21 protein-coding genes are annotated in these 22,065 nt (G+C 75.0%); 5 read left to right on the top strand and 16 right to left on the bottom strand.

Going from position 1 to position 22,065, the window contains the following annotated elements; genetic code table 11:
• Positions 1 to 86: 86 nt before the first annotated feature.
• Genes Cpa01nite_RS13935 through Cpa01nite_RS13920 form a run of 4 tightly spaced genes read left to right on the top strand, consistent with a single transcriptional unit; the run spans position 87 to position 2,710 of the window.
• Positions 87 to 1,133, top strand: a complete 1,047-nt coding sequence (locus Cpa01nite_RS13935) for a helix-turn-helix transcriptional regulator (RefSeq protein ID WP_203669361.1) — start codon at positions 87 to 89, stop codon at positions 1,131 to 1,133.
• A gap of 10 nt (positions 1,134 to 1,143) precedes the next feature.
• Complete coding sequence (locus Cpa01nite_RS13930; RefSeq protein ID WP_203669360.1) at positions 1,144 to 1,935, top strand: YggS family pyridoxal phosphate-dependent enzyme; 792 nt, start codon at positions 1,144 to 1,146, stop codon at positions 1,933 to 1,935.
• Positions 1,932 to 2,303 (top strand): YidH family protein, encoded by a 372-nt coding sequence (locus tag Cpa01nite_RS13925; protein WP_203669359.1) that lies wholly within the window; start codon positions 1,932 to 1,934, stop codon positions 2,301 to 2,303. The genes Cpa01nite_RS13930 and Cpa01nite_RS13925 overlap by 4 nt, the downstream gene beginning before the upstream one ends.
• Positions 2,300 to 2,710: a DUF202 domain-containing protein gene (locus Cpa01nite_RS13920; RefSeq protein WP_203669358.1), complete on the top strand. Its 411-nt coding sequence runs from the start codon at positions 2,300 to 2,302 to the stop codon at positions 2,708 to 2,710. Before Cpa01nite_RS13925 ends, Cpa01nite_RS13920 begins: the two co-directional genes overlap by 4 nt.
• Before the next feature lie 22 nt (positions 2,711 to 2,732).
• On the opposite strand, the gene Cpa01nite_RS13915 is transcribed toward Cpa01nite_RS13920, so the two are convergent.
• The 12 genes from Cpa01nite_RS13915 to Cpa01nite_RS13860 all read right to left on the bottom strand — a co-directional run bounded on the left by Cpa01nite_RS13915 (position 2,733) and on the right by Cpa01nite_RS13860 (position 15,788).
• Complete coding sequence (locus Cpa01nite_RS13915) at positions 2,733 to 3,131, bottom strand: YccF domain-containing protein (protein WP_203669357.1); 399 nt, start codon at positions 3,129 to 3,131, stop codon at positions 2,733 to 2,735.
• 65 nt (positions 3,132 to 3,196) lie between these two features.
• Positions 3,197 to 4,273: a lipoate-protein ligase LplAB gene (lplAB, locus tag Cpa01nite_RS13910; protein WP_203669356.1), complete on the bottom strand. Its 1,077-nt coding sequence runs from the start codon at positions 4,271 to 4,273 to the stop codon at positions 3,197 to 3,199.
• A gap of 19 nt (positions 4,274 to 4,292) precedes the next feature.
• On the bottom strand, positions 4,293 to 5,075 hold the full coding sequence (gene erm, locus Cpa01nite_RS13905; protein WP_203669355.1) for a 23S ribosomal RNA methyltransferase Erm: 783 nt from the start codon (positions 5,073 to 5,075) through the stop codon (positions 4,293 to 4,295).
• A gap of 309 nt (positions 5,076 to 5,384) precedes the next feature.
• The gene (locus tag Cpa01nite_RS13900; RefSeq protein ID WP_203669354.1) at positions 5,385 to 6,263 is read right to left on the bottom strand and encodes an NAD(P)-dependent oxidoreductase; all 879 of its coding nucleotides are present in this window, start codon (positions 6,261 to 6,263) and stop codon (positions 5,385 to 5,387) included.
• 71 nt (positions 6,264 to 6,334) lie between these two features.
• Positions 6,335 to 7,144 (bottom strand): sensor domain-containing protein, encoded by an 810-nt coding sequence (locus Cpa01nite_RS13895; RefSeq protein WP_203669353.1) that lies wholly within the window; start codon positions 7,142 to 7,144, stop codon positions 6,335 to 6,337.
• Between the two features lie 196 nt (positions 7,145 to 7,340).
• Positions 7,341 to 8,993 carry a citramalate synthase gene (cimA, locus tag Cpa01nite_RS13890; protein ID WP_203669413.1) on the bottom strand — a complete coding sequence of 551 codons (1,653 nt, stop codon included), beginning with the start codon at positions 8,991 to 8,993 and terminating at the stop codon, positions 7,341 to 7,343.
• A gap of 274 nt (positions 8,994 to 9,267) precedes the next feature.
• The gene (locus Cpa01nite_RS13885; RefSeq protein ID WP_203669352.1) at positions 9,268 to 10,377 is read right to left on the bottom strand and encodes a branched-chain amino acid aminotransferase; all 1,110 of its coding nucleotides are present in this window, start codon (positions 10,375 to 10,377) and stop codon (positions 9,268 to 9,270) included.
• 100 nt (positions 10,378 to 10,477) lie between these two features.
• Positions 10,478 to 11,521 carry a 3-isopropylmalate dehydrogenase gene (locus Cpa01nite_RS13880; RefSeq protein WP_203669351.1) on the bottom strand — a complete coding sequence of 348 codons (1,044 nt, stop codon included), beginning with the start codon at positions 11,519 to 11,521 and terminating at the stop codon, positions 10,478 to 10,480.
• Positions 11,522 to 11,565: 44 nt separating this feature from the next.
• On the bottom strand, positions 11,566 to 12,129 hold the full coding sequence (locus Cpa01nite_RS13875; RefSeq protein WP_203669350.1) for an ASCH domain-containing protein: 564 nt from the start codon (positions 12,127 to 12,129) through the stop codon (positions 11,566 to 11,568).
• Positions 12,130 to 12,259: 130 nt separating this feature from the next.
• On the bottom strand, positions 12,260 to 13,288 hold the full coding sequence (gene ilvC, locus Cpa01nite_RS13870) for a ketol-acid reductoisomerase (protein ID WP_203669349.1): 1,029 nt from the start codon (positions 13,286 to 13,288) through the stop codon (positions 12,260 to 12,262).
• A gap of 65 nt (positions 13,289 to 13,353) precedes the next feature.
• Positions 13,354 to 13,878, bottom strand: a complete 525-nt coding sequence (gene ilvN / locus Cpa01nite_RS13865; RefSeq protein ID WP_203669348.1) for an acetolactate synthase small subunit — start codon at positions 13,876 to 13,878, stop codon at positions 13,354 to 13,356.
• A gap of 17 nt (positions 13,879 to 13,895) precedes the next feature.
• Positions 13,896 to 15,788, bottom strand: a complete 1,893-nt coding sequence (locus Cpa01nite_RS13860) for an acetolactate synthase large subunit (protein ID WP_203669347.1) — start codon at positions 15,786 to 15,788, stop codon at positions 13,896 to 13,898.
• A 366-nt stretch (positions 15,789 to 16,154) separates the two neighbouring features.
• Between Cpa01nite_RS13860 and Cpa01nite_RS13855 the strand changes: the two genes are divergently transcribed.
• Positions 16,155 to 16,823, top strand: a complete 669-nt coding sequence (locus Cpa01nite_RS13855; RefSeq protein WP_203669346.1) for an AMIN-like domain-containing (lipo)protein — start codon at positions 16,155 to 16,157, stop codon at positions 16,821 to 16,823.
• A gap of 51 nt (positions 16,824 to 16,874) precedes the next feature.
• Here Cpa01nite_RS13855 and Cpa01nite_RS13850 read toward each other — a convergent pair whose 3' ends face one another.
• From Cpa01nite_RS13850 to Cpa01nite_RS13835, 4 genes are all read right to left on the bottom strand, one after another.
• The gene (locus tag Cpa01nite_RS13850) at positions 16,875 to 18,596 is read right to left on the bottom strand and encodes a glycoside hydrolase family 13 protein (protein WP_203669345.1); all 1,722 of its coding nucleotides are present in this window, start codon (positions 18,594 to 18,596) and stop codon (positions 16,875 to 16,877) included.
• Between the two features lie 42 nt (positions 18,597 to 18,638).
• Positions 18,639 to 19,649: an ABC transporter permease subunit gene (locus Cpa01nite_RS13845; RefSeq protein ID WP_203669344.1), complete on the bottom strand. Its 1,011-nt coding sequence runs from the start codon at positions 19,647 to 19,649 to the stop codon at positions 18,639 to 18,641.
• On the bottom strand, positions 19,646 to 20,638 hold the full coding sequence (locus Cpa01nite_RS13840; protein WP_203669343.1) for an ATP-binding cassette domain-containing protein: 993 nt from the start codon (positions 20,636 to 20,638) through the stop codon (positions 19,646 to 19,648). Before Cpa01nite_RS13840 ends, Cpa01nite_RS13845 begins: the two co-directional genes overlap by 4 nt.
• Before the next feature lie 100 nt (positions 20,639 to 20,738).
• A partial coding sequence (locus tag Cpa01nite_RS13835) for a dihydroxy-acid dehydratase (RefSeq protein WP_203669342.1) occupies positions 20,739 to 22,065 on the bottom strand: 1,327 nt, incomplete at its 5' end.

Below are 22,065 nucleotides of genomic sequence, written 5' to 3'. Positions count from 1 at the left end.
GGCGGGTTCCCCTCTGGTCGTCATGGCACCACCGTCGTCCGGGTAGCGGTCAGATCCCGTCCGCTACCGGGAGCAGACTGGATCTCATGACGGCGATCCCGGACCTGGCCGACGACGCCGCGACGACGCCCTCGTCGCGGCTGCTGGCGCTGCTCTCCCTGCTGCAGACCCGGCGCGACTGGCCCGGCCTCGTGCTGGCGGACCGGCTGGGCGTGAGCCCGCGGACGGTGCGCCGGGACGTCGACCGGCTGCGCGCGCTCGGCTACCCGGTCCACGCGACGAAGGGGCCCGACGGCGGCTACCGGCTGGCCGCCGGGACCGCGATGCCGCCGCTCATGCTCGACGACGAGCAGGTGGTCGCCCTCACCGTCGCGCTGCAGACCGCCACGACCGGCGTCGACGGCCTGGACGACGCCGCGGCCCGCGCGCTCGCGACGCTGCGCCAGGTGCTGCCCGCCCGGCTGCGGGCGCGGGTCGAGGGGCTGGACCTGGTCGCGGTGCGCCGGCCCGCCGACCCCGAGGAGGAGCACGTCGACACCGAGCGGCTCATGGTCGTCGGCGCCGCGATCCGCGCGCGGGAGGTGCTGCGGTTCGACTACCGGTCGGGCGACGGCAGCACGACGGCCGACGGCCCGCCCCGCCGCGTCGAGCCGCACCACCTGGCCACCCGGGGCCGGCGCTGGTACCTGGTCGCGTGGGACCTCGACCGCGCCGACTGGCGCACGTTCCGCGTCGACCGGCTGCACCCGCGCACGCCGACCGGGCCGCGGTTCGAGCGCCGCACCCTCCCGGCGCCCGACGTCGCCGCGTACCTGCAGCGGCAGCTCGCGGGTGGGTACCAGCCGTGCCGCGGCGAGGCCGTGCTCGAGGCGCCGGCGCCGGTCGTCGCGCGCTGGGCCGGGCCGGCCGACGTGGTGGAGCCGCTCGACGAGCGGCGGTCGCGGGTCGTCGCCGGGGCGTGGTCCTGGGGCGGGCTGGCGGCGTGGTTCGGGCTGTTCGACGTGCCGATGACGGTCGTCGGGCCGCCGGAGCTGCGGGCCGCGGCCCGGGAGCTGGCGGGCCGGTACGCGGCGGCCGCGGGCGACCCGGACCCCGCGCGGGCCGCGGACGGGCGCGCCGCGGCCACCGGTTAGGGTCGGGCACATGACCACGGGGGCCACCGAGCTGGCGGAGCGGCTGGCGCGGGTCCGCGCCCGGATCGCCGCCGCGGAGTCCGCCGCCGGCCGGCCCGCGGGCTCCGTGCGGCTGCTGCTGGCCACCAAGACGCAGGACGCCGCGACCGTGCGGGCCGCCGTGCTCGCCGACATCGCCGGCGCCGCCACCACGGCCGGCGCGGCCCGGCGGGTGCTGCTCGGCGAGAACCGGGTGCAGGAGCTCGTCGCCAAGGCGCCCGGGCTCGCGGACCTCGCGCCCGAGCTGCACCTGATCGGCCCGCTGCAGTCCAACAAGGTGAACGCCGCCCTGCGCTGGGCCACCTGCGTGCAGAGCGTCGACTCCCCCGCGCTGGCGGAGCGGCTCGCGCGCCGGTGCGCCGACGCCGACCGCACCCTCGACGTGCTGGTGCAGGTGAACGTCTCCGGGGAGCCGACCAAGCACGGCGCCGCCCCGCAGGACGCGCTCGACGTGGTGCGCGCCGTCGCGGGGCACGACCGGCTGCGGCTGCGCGGGTTCATGACCGTCGGCGCCAACTCCCCCGACGAGCGCGTCGTCCGGGCCGGCTACGCCGCGCTGCGCGACCTGCGGGACAAGGTGGCCGGGAGCGGCGAGGCCGGCACGGCCGACGCGGTCGAGCTGTCGATGGGCATGAGCCGGGACCTGGAGGCCGCCGTCGCGGAGGGCGCGACGATGGTCCGGGTCGGGACGGCGGTGTTCGGGGCGCGCCCGGCGCCGACTGCGGACCCGGCGCCCGCCGCGGACCCGGGCCCGGCCGCGTGACCACATCGCCCGACCGCCGGTTCCCGCGGCGCGTCTACGCCCGCGGCACCGAGCCCGACGGCCGGTTCTCGCTCGCGAACGAGCGGACCTTCCTCGCCTGGGTCCGGACCGCGCTCGCCCTGCTGGCCGGCGGCGTCGCGCTGGAGGCGCTGCACCTGCCCGTCGAGCCGCACCTGCGCCTCGCGGCCGCGGTGCTGCTCATCGCGCTCGGCATCCTCGCGCCGGTGCAGGCGTGGGTCGGCTGGGCGCGCGCCGAGCGGGCGCTGCGCGAGCGGCGGCCGCTGCCCGCGCCGGCGTTCAGCGGGCCGCTCGCCGCCGGGGTGGCGCTGGCGGGGGTCCTGGTGCTCGTCGGGCTGCTGGTGCGGTGAGCGGGGCCGATGGCGCCGGGGCGGGGCCCGGGTCCGCCCACGCCGCCGCCCCGCCGCCCGGGGCGCAGCCCGAGCGCACCGCGCTGGCCTGGCGCCGGACCTCGCTGTCCGTCGCCGTCGGCTCGCTGGTCGCCGGCCGGGTGCTGGAGCCGTGGTCCGGGCCGCTGGTCTGGGTGCTCGTCGCCGCCGGGCTGCTCGGCGCGCTCGCCCTGGACCGGGCCGGCGTGCGTCGCGCGGCGTCGTGGGCGGGGGTCGTCGACGACGCGCACCCCGACCGCGGCCCGGGCGCTCCGGTCCCGCTCGGCGCCCGCACGCCCGGCGGGGCGGCGCTCGGCACCACGGCCGCCGCGACGACGGTGCTCGGCGTCGCCGCGCTCGTCGCGGTGCTGCGGTCCGCGGCGGGCTGACCTCGCCGACGGTCCTACCGGGTCAGTGCCCGTACGCGGTGAACGCCCGGTCGGTCGGCACGATCTCCTTGCCGAGCGGCACCAGCGACACCGGGATCATCTTGAGGTTCGCGACGGCGAGCGGGATGCCGACGATCGTGATCGCCTGCGCCAGCGCCGTCGTGAGGTGCCCGATGACGAGCCACCAGCCGGCCACCAGGATCCAGATGACGTTGCCGATCGTCGACATCGCGCCGGCGGTCGGCCGGTCGACGATCGTGCGGCCGAACGGCCACAGCGCGTACGACGCCATGCGGAACGACGCGACGCCGAACGGGATCGTCACGATCAGCACGCAGCAGATGATCCCCGCGAGCACGTAGCCGAGCGCGAGCCACAGCCCGCCGAACAGCAGCCAGATGAGGTTGAGCAGGATCTTCACGGCACCAGCCTGGCGTACCGGCGACGCCCCGCGCATCGGGGACGTCCCCGAGGCGACCCTGGTCGTCACGGGACGCGGGCGGTCCACTCCGGGTTGCCGAACTTCTCCTCGACGAGCTGCTGCGCCCGCTCGAGCTCCTCCGGGCGCAGCTCGCCGTCGACCGTCCGGTACCGGGACCGGAAGTGCGCGATGAACGCGTCGATGACCTGCTCGCGCGGCAGGCCCGTCTGCGACCGCACCGGGTCGACCCGCTTGTTCGCGCTGGTCGTGCCCTTGTCGGAGAGCTTCTCGCGGCCGATCCGCAGCACCTCGAGCATCTTGTCGGCGTCGATGTCGTAGGCCATCGTCATGTGGTGCAGCACGGCGCCGCCGGCCAGCCGCTTCTGCGCCGAGCCGGCGATCTTGCCCGCCGGGGAGGCGATGTCGTTCAGCCCGGAGAACGTCGCCCGGACGCCGACGTCGCCGAGCGCGCCGATCACCCAGTCGTCGAGGAACCGGTAGGACTGCTCGAACGACAGCCCGTCGACGAGCGACGCCGGCACCACGAGCGAGAACGTGATGCAGTTGCCGGCCTCCATGAACATGGCGCCGCCGCCGGAGATCCGCCGGACGACGGTGACGTCGTGCTTCGCGACGCCCTCCGGGTCGACCTCGTTGCGCAGCGACTGGAACGAGCCGATGAACACGGCGCGCTCGTCCCACTCCCAGAACCGCAGCGTCGGCCCCCGGCGGCCCGCGGCGAGCTCCTCGGTCAGCACCTGGTCGAGCGCACCCAGCACCGCGGGCGGCAGCGGGCCGGGGTGGATGACCTCGAACGTGTGGTCCTGCCAGGACGTCGCGTGGCCCAGCGCGCGGCGCACCGCGATCGCGACCGCCTCCGCGCTGAACCCGACCATCTGCACCGGCGCGTCGAACCGGCCGTCGGCCTCGGCGCGGCGCAGGCCGTCCTCGATCGCCGTCGTCAGGTCGGCGACCCGCGCGTCGGCGGGCCGGCCGCGCAGGGACTCGTCGATGACCGCGAGGGCGGCGTCGGGTTCGAGGAAGAAGTCGCCGCTGACGCTCACCTCGGTGAGCGCGCCGCCTGCCACCTCCACGTCCGCTGCCACGAGCTTGCCGCCGGGGACCTTGTACTCGCCACGCACGATCCCGATCCTAGGCCCCTCACCGGCGCGGTCGCCGGGGTTCGACCCCACCCAGCGCCTGCCACAGCCGCGCCCACTGCTCCGGCCGCACGTCCCGGGGCAGCGCGCGGGCCGGCACGCCCGCGGCCGCCAGCGCCCGCCGGGCCGTCCCGACCGGCACGCCTGCGGCGCGGGCGAGCACCTGGTCCAGGCCGCGCCCCGGGCCGGTGAACACGGCGGCGACGAACCGCTGGTACGCCGGCCGCTGCTCCGGGTCGACGAGCGGCCGCTCACGCCGGGCCACGGTCAGCAGCCCGCCGTCGACGGACGGCCGCGGGCGGAACGCGTCCGCGGGCACGCGGCCGTGCAGGGCGACCTCGAACCACGGGTCGGTCTGCGCCGTGAGCAGCGTGCGGCCGCCGACACCGGCCCGCTTGCGGGCGACCTCCCACTGGGTGAGCAGCACGGCGTGCCGCCACCGGCCGTGGTGCAGCAGCCGGCGCAGCAGCGGGGTGGTCAGGTGGAACGGGATGTTGCCGACCACCACGGGCCGGTCGAGCGGCACGCGCAGCGCGTCCGCGCACAGCACGGCGACGCCGGGCGCCCGGGCGCGGAGCCGATCGGCGCGCCGCGGGTCGACCTCGACCGCGAGCAGGTCGCGGCCGAGGCCCGCCAGGGGCCGGGTCAGCGCGCCCTCGCCCGCGCCGATCTCCAGGACGGGTCCGTCGGTCGCACCGACCAGGCGGACGACGGCGTCGACGGTCGGGGCGTGGTGCAGGAGGTTCTGGCCGAGCTCGTGCCGGCCGCCGTGGGGGTGTCGCACGGGAGGTGCTCCAGTCGCATGGCAGGACGGAGCACCCGGAGGGGCGGGGTGGGGTGCGGCCCGGCTCCGGGTGCTCGGGGCATCCAGAGGCGGCGACCGGTCGGACGTCCGGCCGCGCTCAGGCGGACCGGGGGCGTGCGGCGGCCGCGGCGGCCGCGCTGATCAGCGTTCCCATGCGGGCGACGGTACGGGGCGGCGGTGCGCAGGTGCACGCGGATTTCTCCCCTTGGAACCGTCGAGTGGAAGATCCGGCCCGACACGCCGGGGCGTGTCGGGCCGGATCTTCCACTCGTCCGGGGGGGCAGCCGCTCAGCCCTCCGTCGACGTGTAGTACGTCGCCGCCATGTCCTCGTCGGTGCGCCCCTGCGCCGCCGCGCGGTCCAGCCGCGCCGCGAACGCCTCCGCCCCGTCGAGCCGCAGCCCGCGCTCCCGCGCCGCCGCGACGATGAGCCGCGCGTCCTTGCCCGACGTGCCCACGGCGAACGCGGCCGGGCTGAGCCGGTTCTCGCGGACCAGGTCGGTCTTGACCCGCAGGAACGGCGTGTCGAGCGGGCCGCCGTCGAGCACCTCGAAGAACCGGTCCGGCTCGACGCCGAGCGCCTCGGCGAGGGCGAGCACCTCGCCCGCCGCGTTCGCGACCGTGATCACCCAGCTGTTCACCACGAGCTTGAGCCGGGTCGCGGAGCCGGCGGCGGCGTCCTCGCCCGTCCACACGGTGCGCGCGCCGATCGCGTCGAGCACCGGCGCGACCACGTCCCGGACGTCCGTCGGCCCCGCCGCGATCACCACGAGCGTCCCCGCCTCGGCGGGCTGCCGGGTGCCGGACACCGGCGCCTCGACGAACGTGACGCCGAGCTCGCCGGCGAGGGCCGCGAGCGCCGGGGTGTCGTCGACCCCGACGGTCGTCGACTGCAGCCACACGACGCCGGGGCGCAGCCCGGGACCCGCCTGCCGGATCACCTCGGCCACGGCGGGCCCGTCGTGCAGCATCGTCAGGACCACCTCGGCGCCCTCGACCGCCTCGGCCGGCGTGCCCGCGACCGCGGCGCCGTCGGCGGCCAGCGGCTCCGCCTTGTCCCGGCTGCGGTTCCAGACCCGCACCGCGTGCCCCGCCCGGAGCAGGTTCCGCGCCATCGCCGCGCCCATGATCCCGGTGCCGAGCACCGCCACCGTCCGTGTCTCGCTCATGGCGCCATCCTCGCCCGCGGGCGCCGGGTCGGCCCACCCCGGTCGCGCGGGCGCGCCCGGTGGGCGGGCGCTCAGCCCAGCCCGGCCAGCGCCCGCTCGGCGCTGCTCCGCGCCACGCCAGCCAGCGCGGTCGGGTCCGCCGGGTCGGTGCCCGGGTCGACGCCCGACGCGCTGGTCGTCACGAGGGCGTTGCCCGCGAGCGCGGTCACCTCGACCTCGGGGCTCGACGCGCCCTCGGCGGTGAGGGTCAGCCGGCGCACCACCGTCGACACGGCCCCGCGCTCGGTCGTCGGCGGTCCCGCCGTCCAGGCACCGCCGTCGGTCCCCGGGCTCGACTGCTGGTACGTGCCGCACGACCCGAGGGTCTCCACCAGCGCATCGAACGCCTCCTGCGCCGTCGCCGCGTCCGGCAGCACGGCGACCGACTGGACCACCGTGACGGTGTCGTCGCTGGCGAACCGGCGCAGGTAGGCCGCGGGTTCCTCGTCGACGATCGTGACGGCCGGCGTGCAGGACGGCGGGTCCACGGTGGACAGCACGGGCAGGCCCCACTGCGCCCCGTCGACGTCGGTCAGGCTCATGCCGTCCGCCATCGGCACCGCCTCGGCGAGCTCGGCGTCGGTGAGGAACAGCGCGGCGGCGGTGGCGCCGTCGAACGCCCCGGGCGCCGTCGTCCCGCCCGGCGGCGACGGCTCGGCCGCCGGGCTCGGCGAGGAGGTGGCCGCGGCCGGGGTCACGTCGGGCCGTGGGCCGCCGGACGCGGCCCACGGGCGCCAGGCGAGCAGCACGCCGGCCGCCACCGCGAGCACGAGGACCAGCAGCCACGGCCACGCCGGCGAGCGGTCGGCCGCGGGCGTCCGCGCAGGTGCGGGCCCCGACATCGGCGCCTCCCTCCCCCGGGACGTCCCGTGGCGGTCACGCTATTGCGGGACGCGCCCGGGCGCGAGGCGGTGGCGGGCGGCGGCGGCGCACGGCGGCGGCGGTGGCGGGCGGCGGCGGCGGCGAGCCTGCACGACGCGCCTCTCGCGGGAGACGGTCGCGCAGTCGCGGAAGGGAGACTCGGCGGGGTCCGCCCCGTCAGCGCGGCGCGATCCCCCGGTTCCGCAGGCCCCAGATCGCCGAGTCCGTCAGCGCCTCCCACGACGCCTCGATGAGGTTCGGCCCCACACCGACGGTGCTCCACGCGGTCTGCCCGTCGGAGGTCTCGATCAGCACCCGGGTCACCGCGTCGGTGCCGTGCATCGCGTCGAGGATGCGCACCTTGAAGTCGATGAGCTCGAACGCGGCCAGCTCCGGGTACACCCGCTGCAGCGCGAGCCGGAGGGCGTGGTCGAGGGCGTTGACCGGCCCGTTGCCCTCGCCGGTCGCGACGATCCGCTCGCCGCCCGCGTGCAGCTTGACCGTGGCCTCGGCGGTGGCGGGCGTGCCGCGGGAGCCCGCGCGCTCGACGATCGTCCGCCACGACTCGACCCGGAAGTACGCCGGCCGGGCGCCGTCGACCTCCTCGGCGAGCAGCAGCTCGAACGACGCGTCGGCGGCGTCGTACGTGTAGCCCTGCGCCTCGGCGTCCTTGACCCGGTTGGTGACCCGGGTCAGCACCTCGTCCTGGCCGGCCAGGTCGAAGCCGAGCTCGCGGCCCTTGAGCTCGATCGACGCGCGGCCGGCCATCTCGGACACCAGCATCCGCATGTCGTTGCCGACCTGCTGCGGGTCGATGTGCTGGTACAGGTCGGGGTCCACCCGGATCGCCGAGGCGTGCAGGCCGGCCTTGTGCGCGAACGCGCTGACGCCGACGTACGGCTGGCGGGCGAAGGGCGCGATGTTGGTGATCTCGCTGATCTGGTGGGCGATCCGGCTCATCTCCGCGAGCCCGCCCCCGTCCGCCGGGGGCACCAGCACGCTGCGGCCGGTCTTCAGCTCGAGGTTCGCGACGACGGACAGCAGCTCGGCGTTGCCGGTGCGCTCGCCGTAGCCGTTGACGGTCCCCTGGACGTGCACGGCGCCGGCCTCGACGGCGGCGAGCGAGTTCGCGACCGCGCAGCCGGAGTCGTTGTGCGCGTGCACGCCGAGCCGGGTCAGCGGGTCGGCGGTGCCGAGCGCGGCGCGAAGGTCGCGGACGACCTCGGTGACGTGGGACGGCAGCATGCCGCCGTTGGTGTCGCACAGCACGACCGTCTCCGCGCCCGCCTCGACCGCCGCGAGCACGACGTCCCGCGCGTACGCCGGGTCGAACCGGAACCCGTCGAAGAAGTGCTCGGCGTCCACGACGACCCGGCGGCCCTCGCCCGCGAGCAGCCGCACGGAGTCGGCCACCATCGCGAGGTTCTCCTCGCGGGTGGTGCGCAGCGCGCGCTCGACGTGCCGGGAGTCGGACTTGGCGACGAGCGTGACGACGGGCGCCTCGGAGTCGAGCAGCGCCCGGAGCTGCGGGTCGTCCCACGCGCGCACGCCGGGCTTGCGGGTCGCGCCGAACGCCGCGAGCACGGCGTGCCGAAGGTCGAGCTCCTTGGCCGCGCGGGCGAAGAACTCGGTGTCCTTGGGGATCGCGCCCGGCCAGCCGCCCTCGATGTAGCCGACGCCGAGCTCGTCCAGCAGCGGGGCGATCGCGAGCTTGTCGGCGACCGACAGGTTCATGCCCTCCTGCTGGGCGCCGTCGCGCAGCGTGGTGTCGTAGACGTCGAACGCCGCGGGCCCGCCGGCGGCGGGGTGGGCCGCTCCGCCGCGGGGCAGCGTGGCGGGGGCGTCGGGGGCGGTGGGCTCGGTCACGGGGGTGCTTCTCTCGGCGAGGGGACGAGGCGAGCTGCCGGTGGTGCGCGCCGGGTGGGCGGGCAGGGTCGAGCAACAAAAAGACCCCCCGGGTTCGGGAGGTCGGCGCGTCCGCGGGGGTGGGGCGGACGCGCTAGGCGATGACGATCGGTCGCGGGGCGGACATGGCCTCATCGTGGCACACGTCACGCCCGGCGTCAGCCCCGTCCACCGTGCGGGACGGGGCCGACGCCCGGGGTCACACCAGGCGGTGCATCCAGCCGTGCGGGTCGGCGGCGCGGCCGTACTGGATGTCGGTGAGGCGCTGCCGGATGCTCTGCATGACCGGGCCGGCGCTGCCGTCGCCCACCGTCTCGTCGAAGTCGCCGCCCGCGAGGCGGCCGATCGGGGTCACGACCGCGGCGGTGCCGCAGGCGAACACCTCGGCGACGCTGCCGTCGCGCAGGCCGGCGAGCAGCTCGGCCAGCGGGATGTCCCGCTCGGAGACCTCGCGGCCGTCCTCGGTCAGCAGCTGCAGGATCGAGGAGCGCGTCACGCCCTCGAGGATCGAGCCGGTCAGCCGCGGGGTCGCCACGGAGCCGTCGGCGTGCACCACGAACACGTTCATCCCGCCGAGCTCCTCGAGCAGCGTGCCGGTGGCCGCGTCGAGGAAGCACACCTGCTCGCAGCCGTGCGCGTGCGCCTCCTGCTGCGGGAGCAGGCTCGCGGCGTAGTTGCCGCCGCACTTGGCCGCGCCCGTGCCGCCGGCCGCGGCGCGCGCGTAGTCCTCGGACACCCAGATCGACACGGGCTTCACGCCGCCCGCGAAGTACGAGCCGACCGGCGACGCGATCACGAGGTACTCGGCCTGCAGCGACGGCCGCACGCCCAGGAACGCCTCCGACGCGTACATGAACGGCCGCAGGTAGAGGCTGGTCTCCTCCCCCGACGGCACCCAGGCCTCGTCGGTCCGCACGAGCGCGGTCACCGACGCGAGGAAGTCCTCGGTCGACAGCTCGGGCAGCGCGAGCCGGCGGGCGGAGCGCTGCAGGCGCTCGGCGTTGGCCCACGGGCGGAACGTCCAGACGGACCCGTCCTCGTGCCGGTACGCCTTGAGCCCCTCGAAGATCTCCTGGGCGTAGTGCAGCACCGCGGTCGCGGGGTCCATCAGCAGCGGGCCGTACTTCTCGACCCGGCGGTCGTGCCAGCCGAGGCCCTGCGTCCAGGAGACGCGCGCCATGTGGTCGGTGAACACGGTGCCGAACTTCGGCGTGGCGAGCAGCGACTCCCGCTCGGCGTCGGGCGTCGGGGCGTCGGTGGGACGGACCTCGAACGTCGCGGCGAGGTCGGTCGTGTCGGAGGTGCTCATGAGTTGCGGCCTTTCACCAGGAGTCTGATCTGACGGTACCTGGGCGACGGCCTTCGGTGGGTCGGCGGGTAGCGCGGCACTGCGCTCCGCGCGGGCGGGTCTAGCCGGCGATGCGCGCGGCGAGGTCCTTGCCCACCTCGGCCGTCGACCGTACTCGGCCGGCGCGCTCCGCCACGTCGGCCGCGACGGCGGCCTCGACCCGGGCGGCGGCGTCGCGCTCGCCCAGGTGGTCGAGCAGCAGGGCGACGGACAGCACCGTCGCGGTGGGGTCGGCCTTGCCCTGCCCGGCGATGTCCGGGGCGGACCCGTGCACCGGCTCGAACATGCTCGGCGCGGTGCGGTCCGGGTTGATGTTCGCGGACGCGGCCAGGCCGATGCCGCCGACGATCGCGCCGGCGAGGTCGGTGAGGATGTCGCCGAACAGGTTGTCGGTCACGATGACGTCGAACCGGGCCGGGTCGGTGACCAGGAAGATCGTCGCGGCGTCGACGTGCAGGTAGTCGACCGTCACGTCCGGGAACTCGGCGTTCACGGCCTCGACGGTGCGGCGCCACAGGTGGCCGGCGTGCACGAGGACGTTGTGCTTGTGCACGAGCGTGAGCTTGCGGCGGGGCCGGGCGTTCGCGCGGGCGAACGCGTCGCGCACGACCCGCTCGACGCCGAAGGCGGTGTTGACGCTGACCTCGTTGGCGACCTCGTGCGGGGTGCCGACGCGGATCGCGCCGCCGTTGCCGACGTACGGGCCCTCGGTGCCCTCGCGGACGACCACGAAGTCGACCTCCCCCGGGTTCGCGAGCGGCGAGGCCACCCCCGGGAACAGCTTGGCGGGGCGCAGGTTCACGTAGTGGTCCAGCGCGAACCGCAGCTTGAGCAGCAGGCCGCGCTCCAGCACGCCGGACGGGACGCTCGGGTCGCCGATCGCGCCGAGCAGGATCGCGTCGTGCGAGCGGATCGCCTCGAGGTCCGCGTCGGTCAGCGTCTCGCCGGTCGCGTGCCAGCGGCGCGCGCCCAGGTCGTAGTCGGTCGTGGTGACCGTGCTGCCCGAGCCGGACAGGGCCGCGTCGAGGGCGAGGAGCCCCTGCTCCACGACCTCCGTGCCGATGCCGTCACCCGCGACGACCGCCAGGTTGATCCGCTGCGCCATGCCCGCCACCCTAGGTGCTCGTCTTACGAACCGGGACGGTCGTCTCAGGCCTCGGACGGCGCAGGTGCGGCCGACCGGTCGCCGGGCCGCGGGTAGAGCAGCTCGAACCGCTCCGTCACGACCGGCATGGTCGCGGCGAACTCCGCGCCCAGCGGCGCGAGCACCCGGCGCCAGTACCGCTCGTGCTCCGCGCGCCAGGACGCGAGCGTGCGGTCGCCCTCCCCCTCCGCGGCGGCGAAGCCGCCGTCGACCTGGTCGAACGGCAGCGTCTCGACGCGGGTGGTGCGGATGAGCGCGCCCGGGCGGCCGGCGCCGTCGGTGACGATCGACAGGTCGCCCTTCACCGGCAGCGGCTCGTCGGCGGCCTCGTACTCCGCCAGCGCCGTCGACGTGGCGGTCTTGGTGCCGTCGAGCACGAGGCCGAGCAGCTCGTCGGCGAGGGCCGGGTCGTCCCCGAACGACCACGAGGGCGGCACCAGCGTGCCCGCCACGCCGGGCCCGGTGACCGCGGCGAACCGGACGACCCCGGCGCGCACCCGGGCGACCTCCCAGAACGCGAGGATCTCGTCGGGGTGCGTGCTGTCGGCGGCGGTCGCGTCGTCGGTCATGCGGCCCATCCTCCCGGACGTGCGGGGAAACGACGACGCCGAGATAGGTCCGTTCCGCCGAGGTAGGACGTGGAACGGTCCTACCTCGGCGCGGAGGCCCTATCTCGGCGCCCGAGCGACGTGCGTGAGGTCAGCGCGCGGCGGAGCCCTCGACGTAGTCCGTGTCGGACGGCTTCACCCAGGCGAACAGCTTGCGCAGCTCGCGGCCCACGGGCTCGATCGGGTGGTTCTGGCCCTTCTCGCGGAGCTCCTTGAACTCCGGGGCGCCGGCGTCCTGGTCGGCGATGAAGCGCTCCGCGAACGCGCCGTTCTGGATGTCCGCGAGGACGGCCTTCATGTTCTCCTTCACGTCGGGCGTGATGACCCGCGGACCGGAGACGTAGTCGCCGTACTCCGCCGTGTCGGAGACGGACCAGCGCTGCTTGGTGATGCCGCCCTCCCAGATGAGGTCGACGATCAGCTTCAGCTCGTGCAGCACCTCGAAGTACGCGACCTCGGGCTGGTAGCCGGCCTCGGTCAGGGTCTCGAAGCCGTACTGGATCAGCTGGGAGACGCCGCCGCACAGCACCGCCTGCTCGCCGAACAGGTCGGTCTCGGTCTCCTCGGTGAACGTGGTCTTGATGCCGGCGGCGCGCAGGCCGCCGATGCCCTTGGCGTAGGACAGCGCGAGGTCCCAGGCCGAGCCGGACGCGTCCTGCTCCACGGCGACGATCACCGGCACGCCGCGGCCGTCGACGTACTCGCGGCGCACGAGGTGGCCCGGGCCCTTCGGCGCGACCATGACGATGTCGTGGCCGGCCTCGGGCTTGATGTAGCCGAACCGGATGTTGAAGCCGTGGCCGAACACCAGGGCCGCACCCTCGGCCAGGTTCGGGGCGATCTCGTCGCGGTAGATGTGCCGCTGCACCTGGTCCGGCGCGAGGATGACGACGACGTCGGCGCCCTGGACGGCCTCGGCCACGGTCGCGACCGCGAGGCCCTCGTTCTCCGCCTTGGCGCGGGAGGCCGAGCCCTCGCGGAGGCCGACGGTGACGTCCACGCCCGAGTCGCGCAGGTTCAGCGCGTGCGCGTGCCCCTGGCTGCCGTAGCCGATGACGGCGACCTTCTTGCCCTGGATGATCGACAGGTCGGCGTCGTCGTCGTAGAACAGCTCAGCCACGATGGTTCTCCTTGTGTGTGCGAGTCGTGCGGGGTGGTGCGGGTCGCTGCGGGGTGCAGCCGGGGTCAGGCGGACCGGCTGACGCGCTCGAGCGCGCGGTCCGTGATGGAGCGGGGCCCGCGGCCGATGGCCACGATGCCGGACTGGACGATCTCCCGGACGCCGAACGGCTCCAGCGCCGCGAGCAGCGCGGTGAGCTTCGACGGCGACCCGGTGGCCTCGATGGTGACGGTGTCCGGCACGACGTCGACGACGTGCGCGCGGAACAGGTCGACGACCTCGAGCACCTGGGTGCGGACGGCGCCCTCGGCGCGGACCTTGACCAGGAGCAGCTCGCGCTGCACGGAGGCGGCGTCCTCGAGCTCGACGATCTTGATCACGTTGATCAGCTTGTTCAGCTGCTTGGTGACCTGCTCGAGCGGCAGGGCGTCGACGTCGACCACGACCGTGATGCGCGAGATCTCGTCGTGCTCGGTCGGGCCCACCGCGAGGGAGTGGATGTTGAACGACCGGCGGGCGAACAGGCCGGCGACGCGGGTCAGCACGCCGGGCTTGTTCTCCACGAGGACGGAGAGGGTGTGACGGCTCATGATCTGCTCTCTCCGCTTCAGTCTTCGCGGTCCCACGCCGGGCTGATGCCCCGGGCGTACTGGATGTCGTCGTTGCTCACGCCGGCGGCGACCATCGGCCACACCATCGAGTCGCGCGACACCGTGAAGTCCACGACGACGGGCTGGTCGTCGATCTCCATCGCCCGCTTGATCGTCGCGTCCACGTCGGCGGCGGTCTCGCAGCGCAGGCCGACCGCGCCGTAGGCGTCGGCGAGCTTCACGAAGTCGGGGACGTGGATGGTGCCGTGGCCGGTGTGCAGGTCGGTGTTCGAGTACCGGGACTCGTAGAACAGCGTCTGCCACTGCCGGACCATGCCGAGCGAGGAGTTGTTGATCACCGCGACCTTGATCGGGATCTCGTTGATCGTGCAGGTGGCGAGCTCCTGGTTGGTCATCTGGAAGCAGCCGTCGCCGTCGATCGCCCACACCGTGCGGTCCGGGGCGCCGACCTTCGCGCCCATCGCCGCCGGCACCGAGAAGCCCATGGTCCCGAGGCCGCCCGAGTTCAGCCAGGAGTTCGGGCGCTCGTACTTGATGAACTGCGCGGCCCACATCTGGTGCTGGCCCACGCCGGAGGCGAAGATCGACTCCGGCCCGGAGATCTCGCCGATCCGGGAGATCACGTGCTGCGGCGCCAGGTGACCGTCGGTCGGCTCGTCGTAGCCGAGCGGGAACGTCTCGCGCCACGAGTCGATCTGCTTCCACCACGCCTCGAGGTCCGGCTTGCCGTGGTGGGCCTGCTCGCGGGCGAGCTCGGGCAGCAGGTCCGCGATGACCTCGCGCAGGTCGCCGACGATCGGCACGTCCACCGCGCGGTTCTTGCCGATCTCCGCGGGGTCGATGTCGGCGTGCACGATCGTCGCGTTCGGCGCGAACGACGACAGCTTGCCGGTCACGCGGTCGTCGAACCGCGCGCCGAGCGCCACGACCAGGTCGGCCTTCTGCAGCGCGGCGACCGCGGCCACCGTGCCGTGCATGCCGGGCATGCCGAGGTGCTGCGGGTGCGTGTCGGGCAGCGCGCCGCGGGCCATCAGCGTGGTGACCGCGGCGGCGCCGGACGCGTCGACCAGGCGGCGCAGCTCGGTGGACGCCCCGGAGCGGATCACGCCGCCGCCGATCATCAGCACCGGCCGGCGGGCCGTGGCCAGCAGCCGGGCGGCCTCGCGGATCTGCTTGCCGTGCGGCTTGGTCACCGGGTGGTAGCCGGGCAGGTCCAGCTGCTGCGGCCAGGTGAACGTGGTGTCCGTCTGCATCGCCGACTTCGCGATGTCCACGAGCACCGGACCCGGGCGGCCGGTCGAGGCGATGTGGAACGCCTCCGCGATGGTCCGCGGGATGTCGTCCGGGTCGGTCACCAGGAAGTTGTGCTTGGTGATCGGCAGCGTGATGCCGACGATGTCGGCCTCCTGGAACGCGTCCGTGCCGATCAGCGACGCGCCGACCTGGCCGGTGATCGCCACCAGCGGGATCGAGTCCATGTTGGCGTCGGCGATCGGGGTCACCAGGTTGGTCGCGCCCGGGCCGGACGTGGCCATCGTGACGCCGACCTTGCCGGTGGCCTGCGCGTAGCCCGTCGCCGCGTGGCCGCCACCCTGCTCGTGCCGCACGAGGATGTGCCGCAGCTTCGTGGAGTCCATCAGCGGGTCGTACGTCGGCAGGATCGCGCCGCCGGGGATGCCGAAGACGACCTCGGCGCCGGCCTCCTCGAGCGAACGGACGATCGACTGCGCGCCGGTGACCTGCTCGGTGACGACGGGACGGGGGCGGGCCGCGTCGCGCACGGCGGCCGCCTCCGCGAGGCGCGCGGGCTCGCGCGGCTCGGGGGCGCCGGCGGGCGCTGCGGGCGTGGCCGGCCTGCGGGGCGGTGCCGGGTGGGGGCCCTGGACCATCGGTGTCTCCTGCGTCTGTGCGGGTGGAGCGGGTGCTGCTGCGGCGGCTGGTGCCGCGTGGTGCCGCGCGAGGCCTGCGTCGGCACGAAAAAACCCCTCGGGCCCGAGGATCCGGGCCGGTCGAGGGGTGCGCGCGCTGACGAGCCTTCCGTGCGTGGCTCTAGCCGGCGCGCTCGGGAAGTACTACGAGGAGGAGGTTCGTCCGCATGCGAGCGACACTACGCCGCCCCTGCCGCGGTGTCACGCCCGAGGGGTGCCGTCTCACATCGTGGTGCACGCGTCCAGCAAGTGATCGGTACCGAGTCGTGACCGGGCGCGCCGCGCGCGTCCCCGTCCAGCGCGGCCCTCGCTCTTAGCGTGCTGCCCATGACGCGATCCCGCACCGTCCGCCGCCCGCTGCTCGCCGGTACCGCCGTCGCGGTGCTCGCCCTCGTCGCCGCCTGCGGCGGCACTGCCGACGAGGCCTCGGACGACACCACGACGACCGTGACCGCCTCGCCGGAGCCCGAGCCGACGACGACCGCGTCGCCGGACCCGTCCGCGGCCCCCGGCACCGGCGCCGACGACGCCCAGGCCGACGCCGCCGCGCCGCCGTTCCCCGCGGACACGAGCACCGACACCGCGGACGCCTCCGCCGACGCCGCGCTGACCGTGACCGACGTCCGCGTCGGGCACCACGACGGCTTCGACCGCGTCGTGCTCGAGCTCGGCGGCACCGGCACCCCTGGGTGGCGGGTCGAGTACACCGACGCCGCCGTGGCGGACCCGAGCGACGAGGTCGTCGAGGTGGCCGGCGACGCCGTGCTGCGCGTGACCGTCGAGGGCACCGTCCTGCCGTACGAGACCGGGCTGACCGAGGCGCCGATCGGCGAGCCGCTGTCCGCCGCGGGAAGCACCGCCGTCGCGGAGGCCGTGTACCTGGGCGCGTTCGAGGGGCAGTCGCAGGCGCTGGTCGGCGTGACCGGCGAGCCGCGGCCGTTCCGCGCGTACCTGCTGCAGGACCCGGTGCGCGTCGTGGTGGACGTGCAGGGCTGACCCGGGTCGCCGCCGGCGCGGGGCCGAGCCGCCCCGCGCCGGTTGGCGCCCTCAGCGCCGCCGCACCACCCGCGCCTCCCACGGCCGCAGCGTCGTCGGCCCGCCGGCGTCCGCGTGCGTGCCGAGCACCAGGTCGCCCCAGCCGCCGTCGTGGGCGAGCGGCCACGCGTCGCCGAGGTCGACGGCCCGCTCCTCCCCCGACACGTTGACGACGACCAGCAGCGCGTCGCCGTCCAGCGCGCGGGTGTACGCGTACACCTGCTCGTCCTCGGGCAGCAGCATGGTGAAGTCGCCGAGCGCCACGACGGGGTCGGCGTGCCGGAGCTCGATCAGCCGCCGGTGGTGGTGGAACACCGAGTCCGGGTCGGCGCGCTCGGCCTCGGCGTTGACCTCGACGTGGTTCGGGTTCACCGCCAGCCACGGCGTGCCGGTGGTGAACCCGGCGTGCGGCGAGGCGTCCCACTGGACCGGGGTCCGGGCGTTGTCCCGGCTCATCGCCGCCAGCCCCGCGAGCAGCTGCTCGTCCGTCGCCGACGTCAGCGTCCGGGCCTGCGCGACGTGGTTGACCGACTCGATGTCCCGGTACTGGTCGAACCGCGTGAAGTGCGCGTTCGTCATCCCGAGCTCCTCGCCCTGGTAGACGTACGGCGTCCCGCGGTGCAGGTGCAGCAGCGTGGCGAGGGCCTTCGCCGACGCCCGGCGGTGCTCGCCGTCGTCGCCGAACCGCGAGACCACGCGCGGCTGGTCGTGGTTGTCCCAGTAGAGGCTGTTCCACCCGGCGTCCGCGAGCCCGGCCTGCCAGCGCCCGAACGTCGCCTTCAGGTCGGTGAGCCGCAGCGGCTTCGGGTCGAACTTGCCGCCGGGGCCGTGGTCCAGGCCGACGTGCTCGAACTGGAACACCATGTCGACCTCGCGCCGCGCCGGGTCGGTGTACTTCCGCGCCTCCTCCAGCGTGACCCCCGGGGTCTCCCCCACGGTCAGCAGCCGGTCGGCGCGGCCCTCGAACACCTCGCGGTGCATCTCCTGCAGGTACTCGTGCACCCGCGGGCCGTCGGTGTAGTGCGGGCTGCCGTCGCCCCACACGCCCGCGACCACGGGCCCGTCGGGCAGCGTGGTGTCCTTGGAGATGAGGTTGATGACGTCCATCCGGAAGCCGTCGACCCCGCGGTCCAGCCACCAGCGCATCATCGCGTAGACGGCCTGCCGGACCTCCGGGTTCTCCCAGTTGAGGTCCGGCTGCTTCCGGCTGAACAGGTGCAGGTAGTACTCGCCGGACGCCTCGTCGAGCTCCCAGGTCGACCCCGAGAAGAACGAGTGCCAGTTGGTCGGCTCCGCGCCCGGCTGCCCGGGGGCCATCCCTGCGCGCGGCGGCCGCCACCAGTACCAGTCGCGCTTCGGGCTGTCCGGTCCGCTGCGGCTCTCGGTGAACCACGGGTGCTCGTCGGAGGTGTGGTTCACGACCAGGTCCATGAGCAGCTTCATGCCGCGCTCGTGCAGGCCGGCGATCAGCTCGTCCAGGTCCGCGAGCGTGCCGAACGACGGGTCGACGTCCTGGTAGTCGCTGATGTCGTAGCCGTTGTCGTCCTGCGGCGAGCGGTAGATCGGCGACAGCCACACGACGTCCACGCCCAGCGCGCTGAGGTGGTCGAGACGGGAGATGATCCCGCGGAGGTCGCCGACCCCGTCGCCGTCCGAGTCCTGGAACGACCTCGGGTAGATCTGGTAGACGACGGCTCGGGTCCACCACGGCGCATCTTCGACGGTCCAGCCCATGCGCTCCACCCTGTCACGGGGAAACGTCCCGCGCAGGGGACGTCAGTCCACGTCGCGGCGCCGGAACACCAGCGCACCGAGGGCGACCAGCACCGTGGCGACCACTGCGAGCAGCACGCCGCCGTGCAGCATGGACACGGTGCGCTCCGCGGAGCAGATGCCGACCTGCGGGACGCCGTCGACCGGCCCGCACGGCACCTGCACCCAGTACAGGTAGCCGTCGTCGAGCCACGCGGTCAGCGAGGCGCGCACGGTCCACGGCGTCAGCTGCGGCAGGAACCCGGTCAGCACGCCGTCGACCAGCAGCAGCCAGCCGATCCCGATGCCCAGGGCGCCCGCGGCACTGCGGGCGAGGAAGCCCAGGGCCGCGCCCACCGCCCCCAGCACCGCTGCGGCCGCCAGCGCGCGCAGCGCCTGCCACCCGAGGTCGGCCCACCAGGCGGTGGTGAGCTCGCCGACGGCGTCGTTCACCGTGGCCGCGGCCCAGGACCCGCCGACGGTGAGCGCCAGCGCGAGCGCCGTCGGCGGCAGCACGCCCAGGGCGGCCACCGCCACCTTGCTCGCGTAGACGCGCCCGCGCCGCGGCACGAAGGTCAGCCACGTCCCGAGCGAGCCCGAGCCGATCTCGGCGGTCACGGACGTGACCCCCGCGGCGAACGCGAGCAGCATCAGGAAGGTCGTCGCCCCCGACAGCCAGGCGGGGCCGGAGTCGGCCAGGGTGGGCTGGACCGGCAGGTAGAGCTCCGGGCGCGGCTCCATGTCGTCGCAGCCCCAGTCGGCGTCCGGGTTCGTCTCCCGCTCGAGGGCCTCGCCGTCGCGGCAGTCCTCGACGTACTGCTCGCCGTTCTCGGCCCAGTCCTCCTGGGCGAACGCGTACTGCTGCTCCGCATCGGCGATCGCCCGCTCCGAGGGCGGGCGCGCGGAGACGAACACCGTCGTCACCACGACGAGCGCGGCCACCACCGCGAGCAGTGCCAGCCAGCGCACCGCGGCGCGGGCGCGGAACCGTCGCGCCTCGACCCGGATCAGCCCGGCCGTCCCGACGGCGCTCACGCCCGGGCCCTCCGTCCGTGCGGCGCCGGCCGGCCCTGGTGCGCGGCGGCGGTGCCCTGCGCGCCCGTGCCGGTCAGCGCGAGGAACACCTGCTCCAGGTCCGCGCGCCCCGGGGCGAGCTCGTGCAGGTACAGCCCCGCGTCCGCGAGCGCGCGCGTGATGTCGGCGGGGGCGGCGCCGCCGACGAGCAGCCCGCCCGCGCCGTCGGGGCGCACGGCCCAGCCCCGCGCCGCGAGCAGCACCGCCGCCTCGTCCGGACGCTCGACGCCCACCCGGGCCTCGCCCGCCCCGGCCGCCGCGAGCAGGTCGGCGACCCGGCCGCTCGCGACCAGCCGGCCCTGCGTCACGATCGACACCGTGTCCGCCACCTGCTCGACCTCGGCCAGGATGTGGCTGGACACGAGCACCGTCTTCCCGGCCGCCGCGAGGCCGCGCATCGTCTGCCGCACCTCGTGGATGCCCGCCGGGTCGAGGCCGTTGGTGGGCTCGTCGAAGATCACCAGGTCCGGGTCCTTGAGCAGCGTCGACGCGATCGCCAGCCGCTGCTTCATCCCGAGCGAGTAGGTCCGGAACGGGCTCGACGCCCGGTCGGCCAGGCCCACGTCGGCGAGCACGCGGTCCACCCGGGCCGGCGGCGTCCCGATGGCGGCGGCGAGCAGCTCGAGGTTCCGCCGGCCGGAGAACGCGGGGAAGAACTTCGGCGACTCGACGATGGCGCCGACCCGGCCCACCACCTCGGGCAGCTCCTGCGGCACCGGCCGGTCCAGGACGCGCACGACGCCGGAGTCCGGGCGGATCAGCCCGAGCAGCATCCGGATCGTCGTCGTCTTCCCCGCGCCGTTCGGCCCCAGGAACCCGTGCACGCCGCCCAGCGGCACGTCGAGGTCCAGGCCACCCACGGCGACGACCTGCCGGCCGCGGTGCCGGTAGGTCTTCCGCAGGCCGCGGGTGCTGACGGCGGTGGTCCCCGCCGGCGGCAGCTCGGTCACGCTCGTCCCCCTCGCGTCGGGGCGCCCGGCCGGCACCCCACGCGACCCTAGCGGCCGGGGCCCGCCGGGGTGCGCGTTCGCGCAGGTGAGTGGCGGCGCGTCAGATCAGCACGGCGCCCGTCGACGCGGACTGGACCAGCTTGGCGTACTTCGCCAGCACGCCGCGGGTGTACCGCGGGGGCATCGGCTGCCAGCCGACCCGGCGCGCCGCGAGCTCCTCCTCCGGCACCAGCAGGTCGAGCGTCGCGTTCGCGACGTCCAGCCGGATCCGGTCGCCGTCCCGCACGAACGCGATCGGCCCGGCGTCGACCGCCTCCGGCGCGACGTGCCCCACGCACAGGCCGGTCGTGCCGCCGGAGAACCGGCCGTCCGTGAGCAGCAGGACGTCCTTGCCCAGCCCCGCGCCCTTGATCGCGCCGGTGATGGCGAGCATCTCGCGCATGCCGGGGCCGCCCTTGGGGCCCTCGTACCGGATCACCACGACGTCGCCCGCCTGGATCGTGCCGTCCTCCAGCGCGTCCAGGGCGGCGCGCTCGCGCTCGAACACCCGGGCGGTGCCCTCGAACACGTCGGTGTCGAAGCCGGCCGACTTCACCACGGCGCCCTCGGGGGCCAGCGACCCGTCGAGGATCGTGATCCCGCCGGTGCGGTGGATCGGGTTGTCGAGCGCGCGCAGGATCTTGCCGTCCGGGTCGGGCGGCGCGATGTCGGCCAGGTTCTCCGCCACCGTCTTCCCGGTGACGGTGAGGCAGTCGCCGTGCAGCAGGCCCGCGTCGAGCAGCGCCTTCATGATGACGGGCACGCCGCCGATCCGGTCGACGTCCGCCATGACGTACCGGCCGAACGGCTTGAGGTCGCCCAGGTGCGGCACCTTCGCGGCCACCCGCTTGAAGTCGTCGAGCGTGAGGTCGACCTCGGCCTCGTGCGCGATGGCCAGCAGGTGCAGCACGGCGTTGGTCGAGCCGCCGAACGCCATGACCACGGCGATGGCGTTCTCGAACGCCTCCTTGGTCATGATCTGCCGGGCGGTGATGCCCTTCCGGAGCAGCTCGACGACGGCCTCGCCGGACCGCATGGCGAAGTTGTCCCGGCGGCGGTCGGCGCTCGGCGGGGCGGCAGAGCCGGGCAGGGACATGCCCATCGCCTCGGCGACCGACGCCATCGTGTTCGCGGTGTACATGCCGCCGCAGGCGCCCTCGCCCGGGCAGATCGCGCGCTCGATGCGGTCCAGGTCGCCCTTCGACATCAGGCCGCGGGAGCACGCGCCGACCGCCTCGAACGCGTCGATCAGCGTGACGTCCTTCTCGGTGCCGTCCTCGAGCTTCACCCAGCCCGGCATGATCGACCCCGCGTACAGGAACACGCTCGACAGGTCGAGGCGGGCGGCCGCCATGAGCATGCCCGGCAGCGACTTGTCGCAGCCCGCC

It is taken from the genome of Cellulomonas pakistanensis (assembly GCF_016862755.1).
In the GTDB taxonomy this organism is placed as follows: domain Bacteria; phylum Actinomycetota; class Actinomycetes; order Actinomycetales; family Cellulomonadaceae; genus Cellulomonas; species Cellulomonas pakistanensis.
This window is presented reverse-complemented; position numbering and strand designations above follow the sequence as displayed.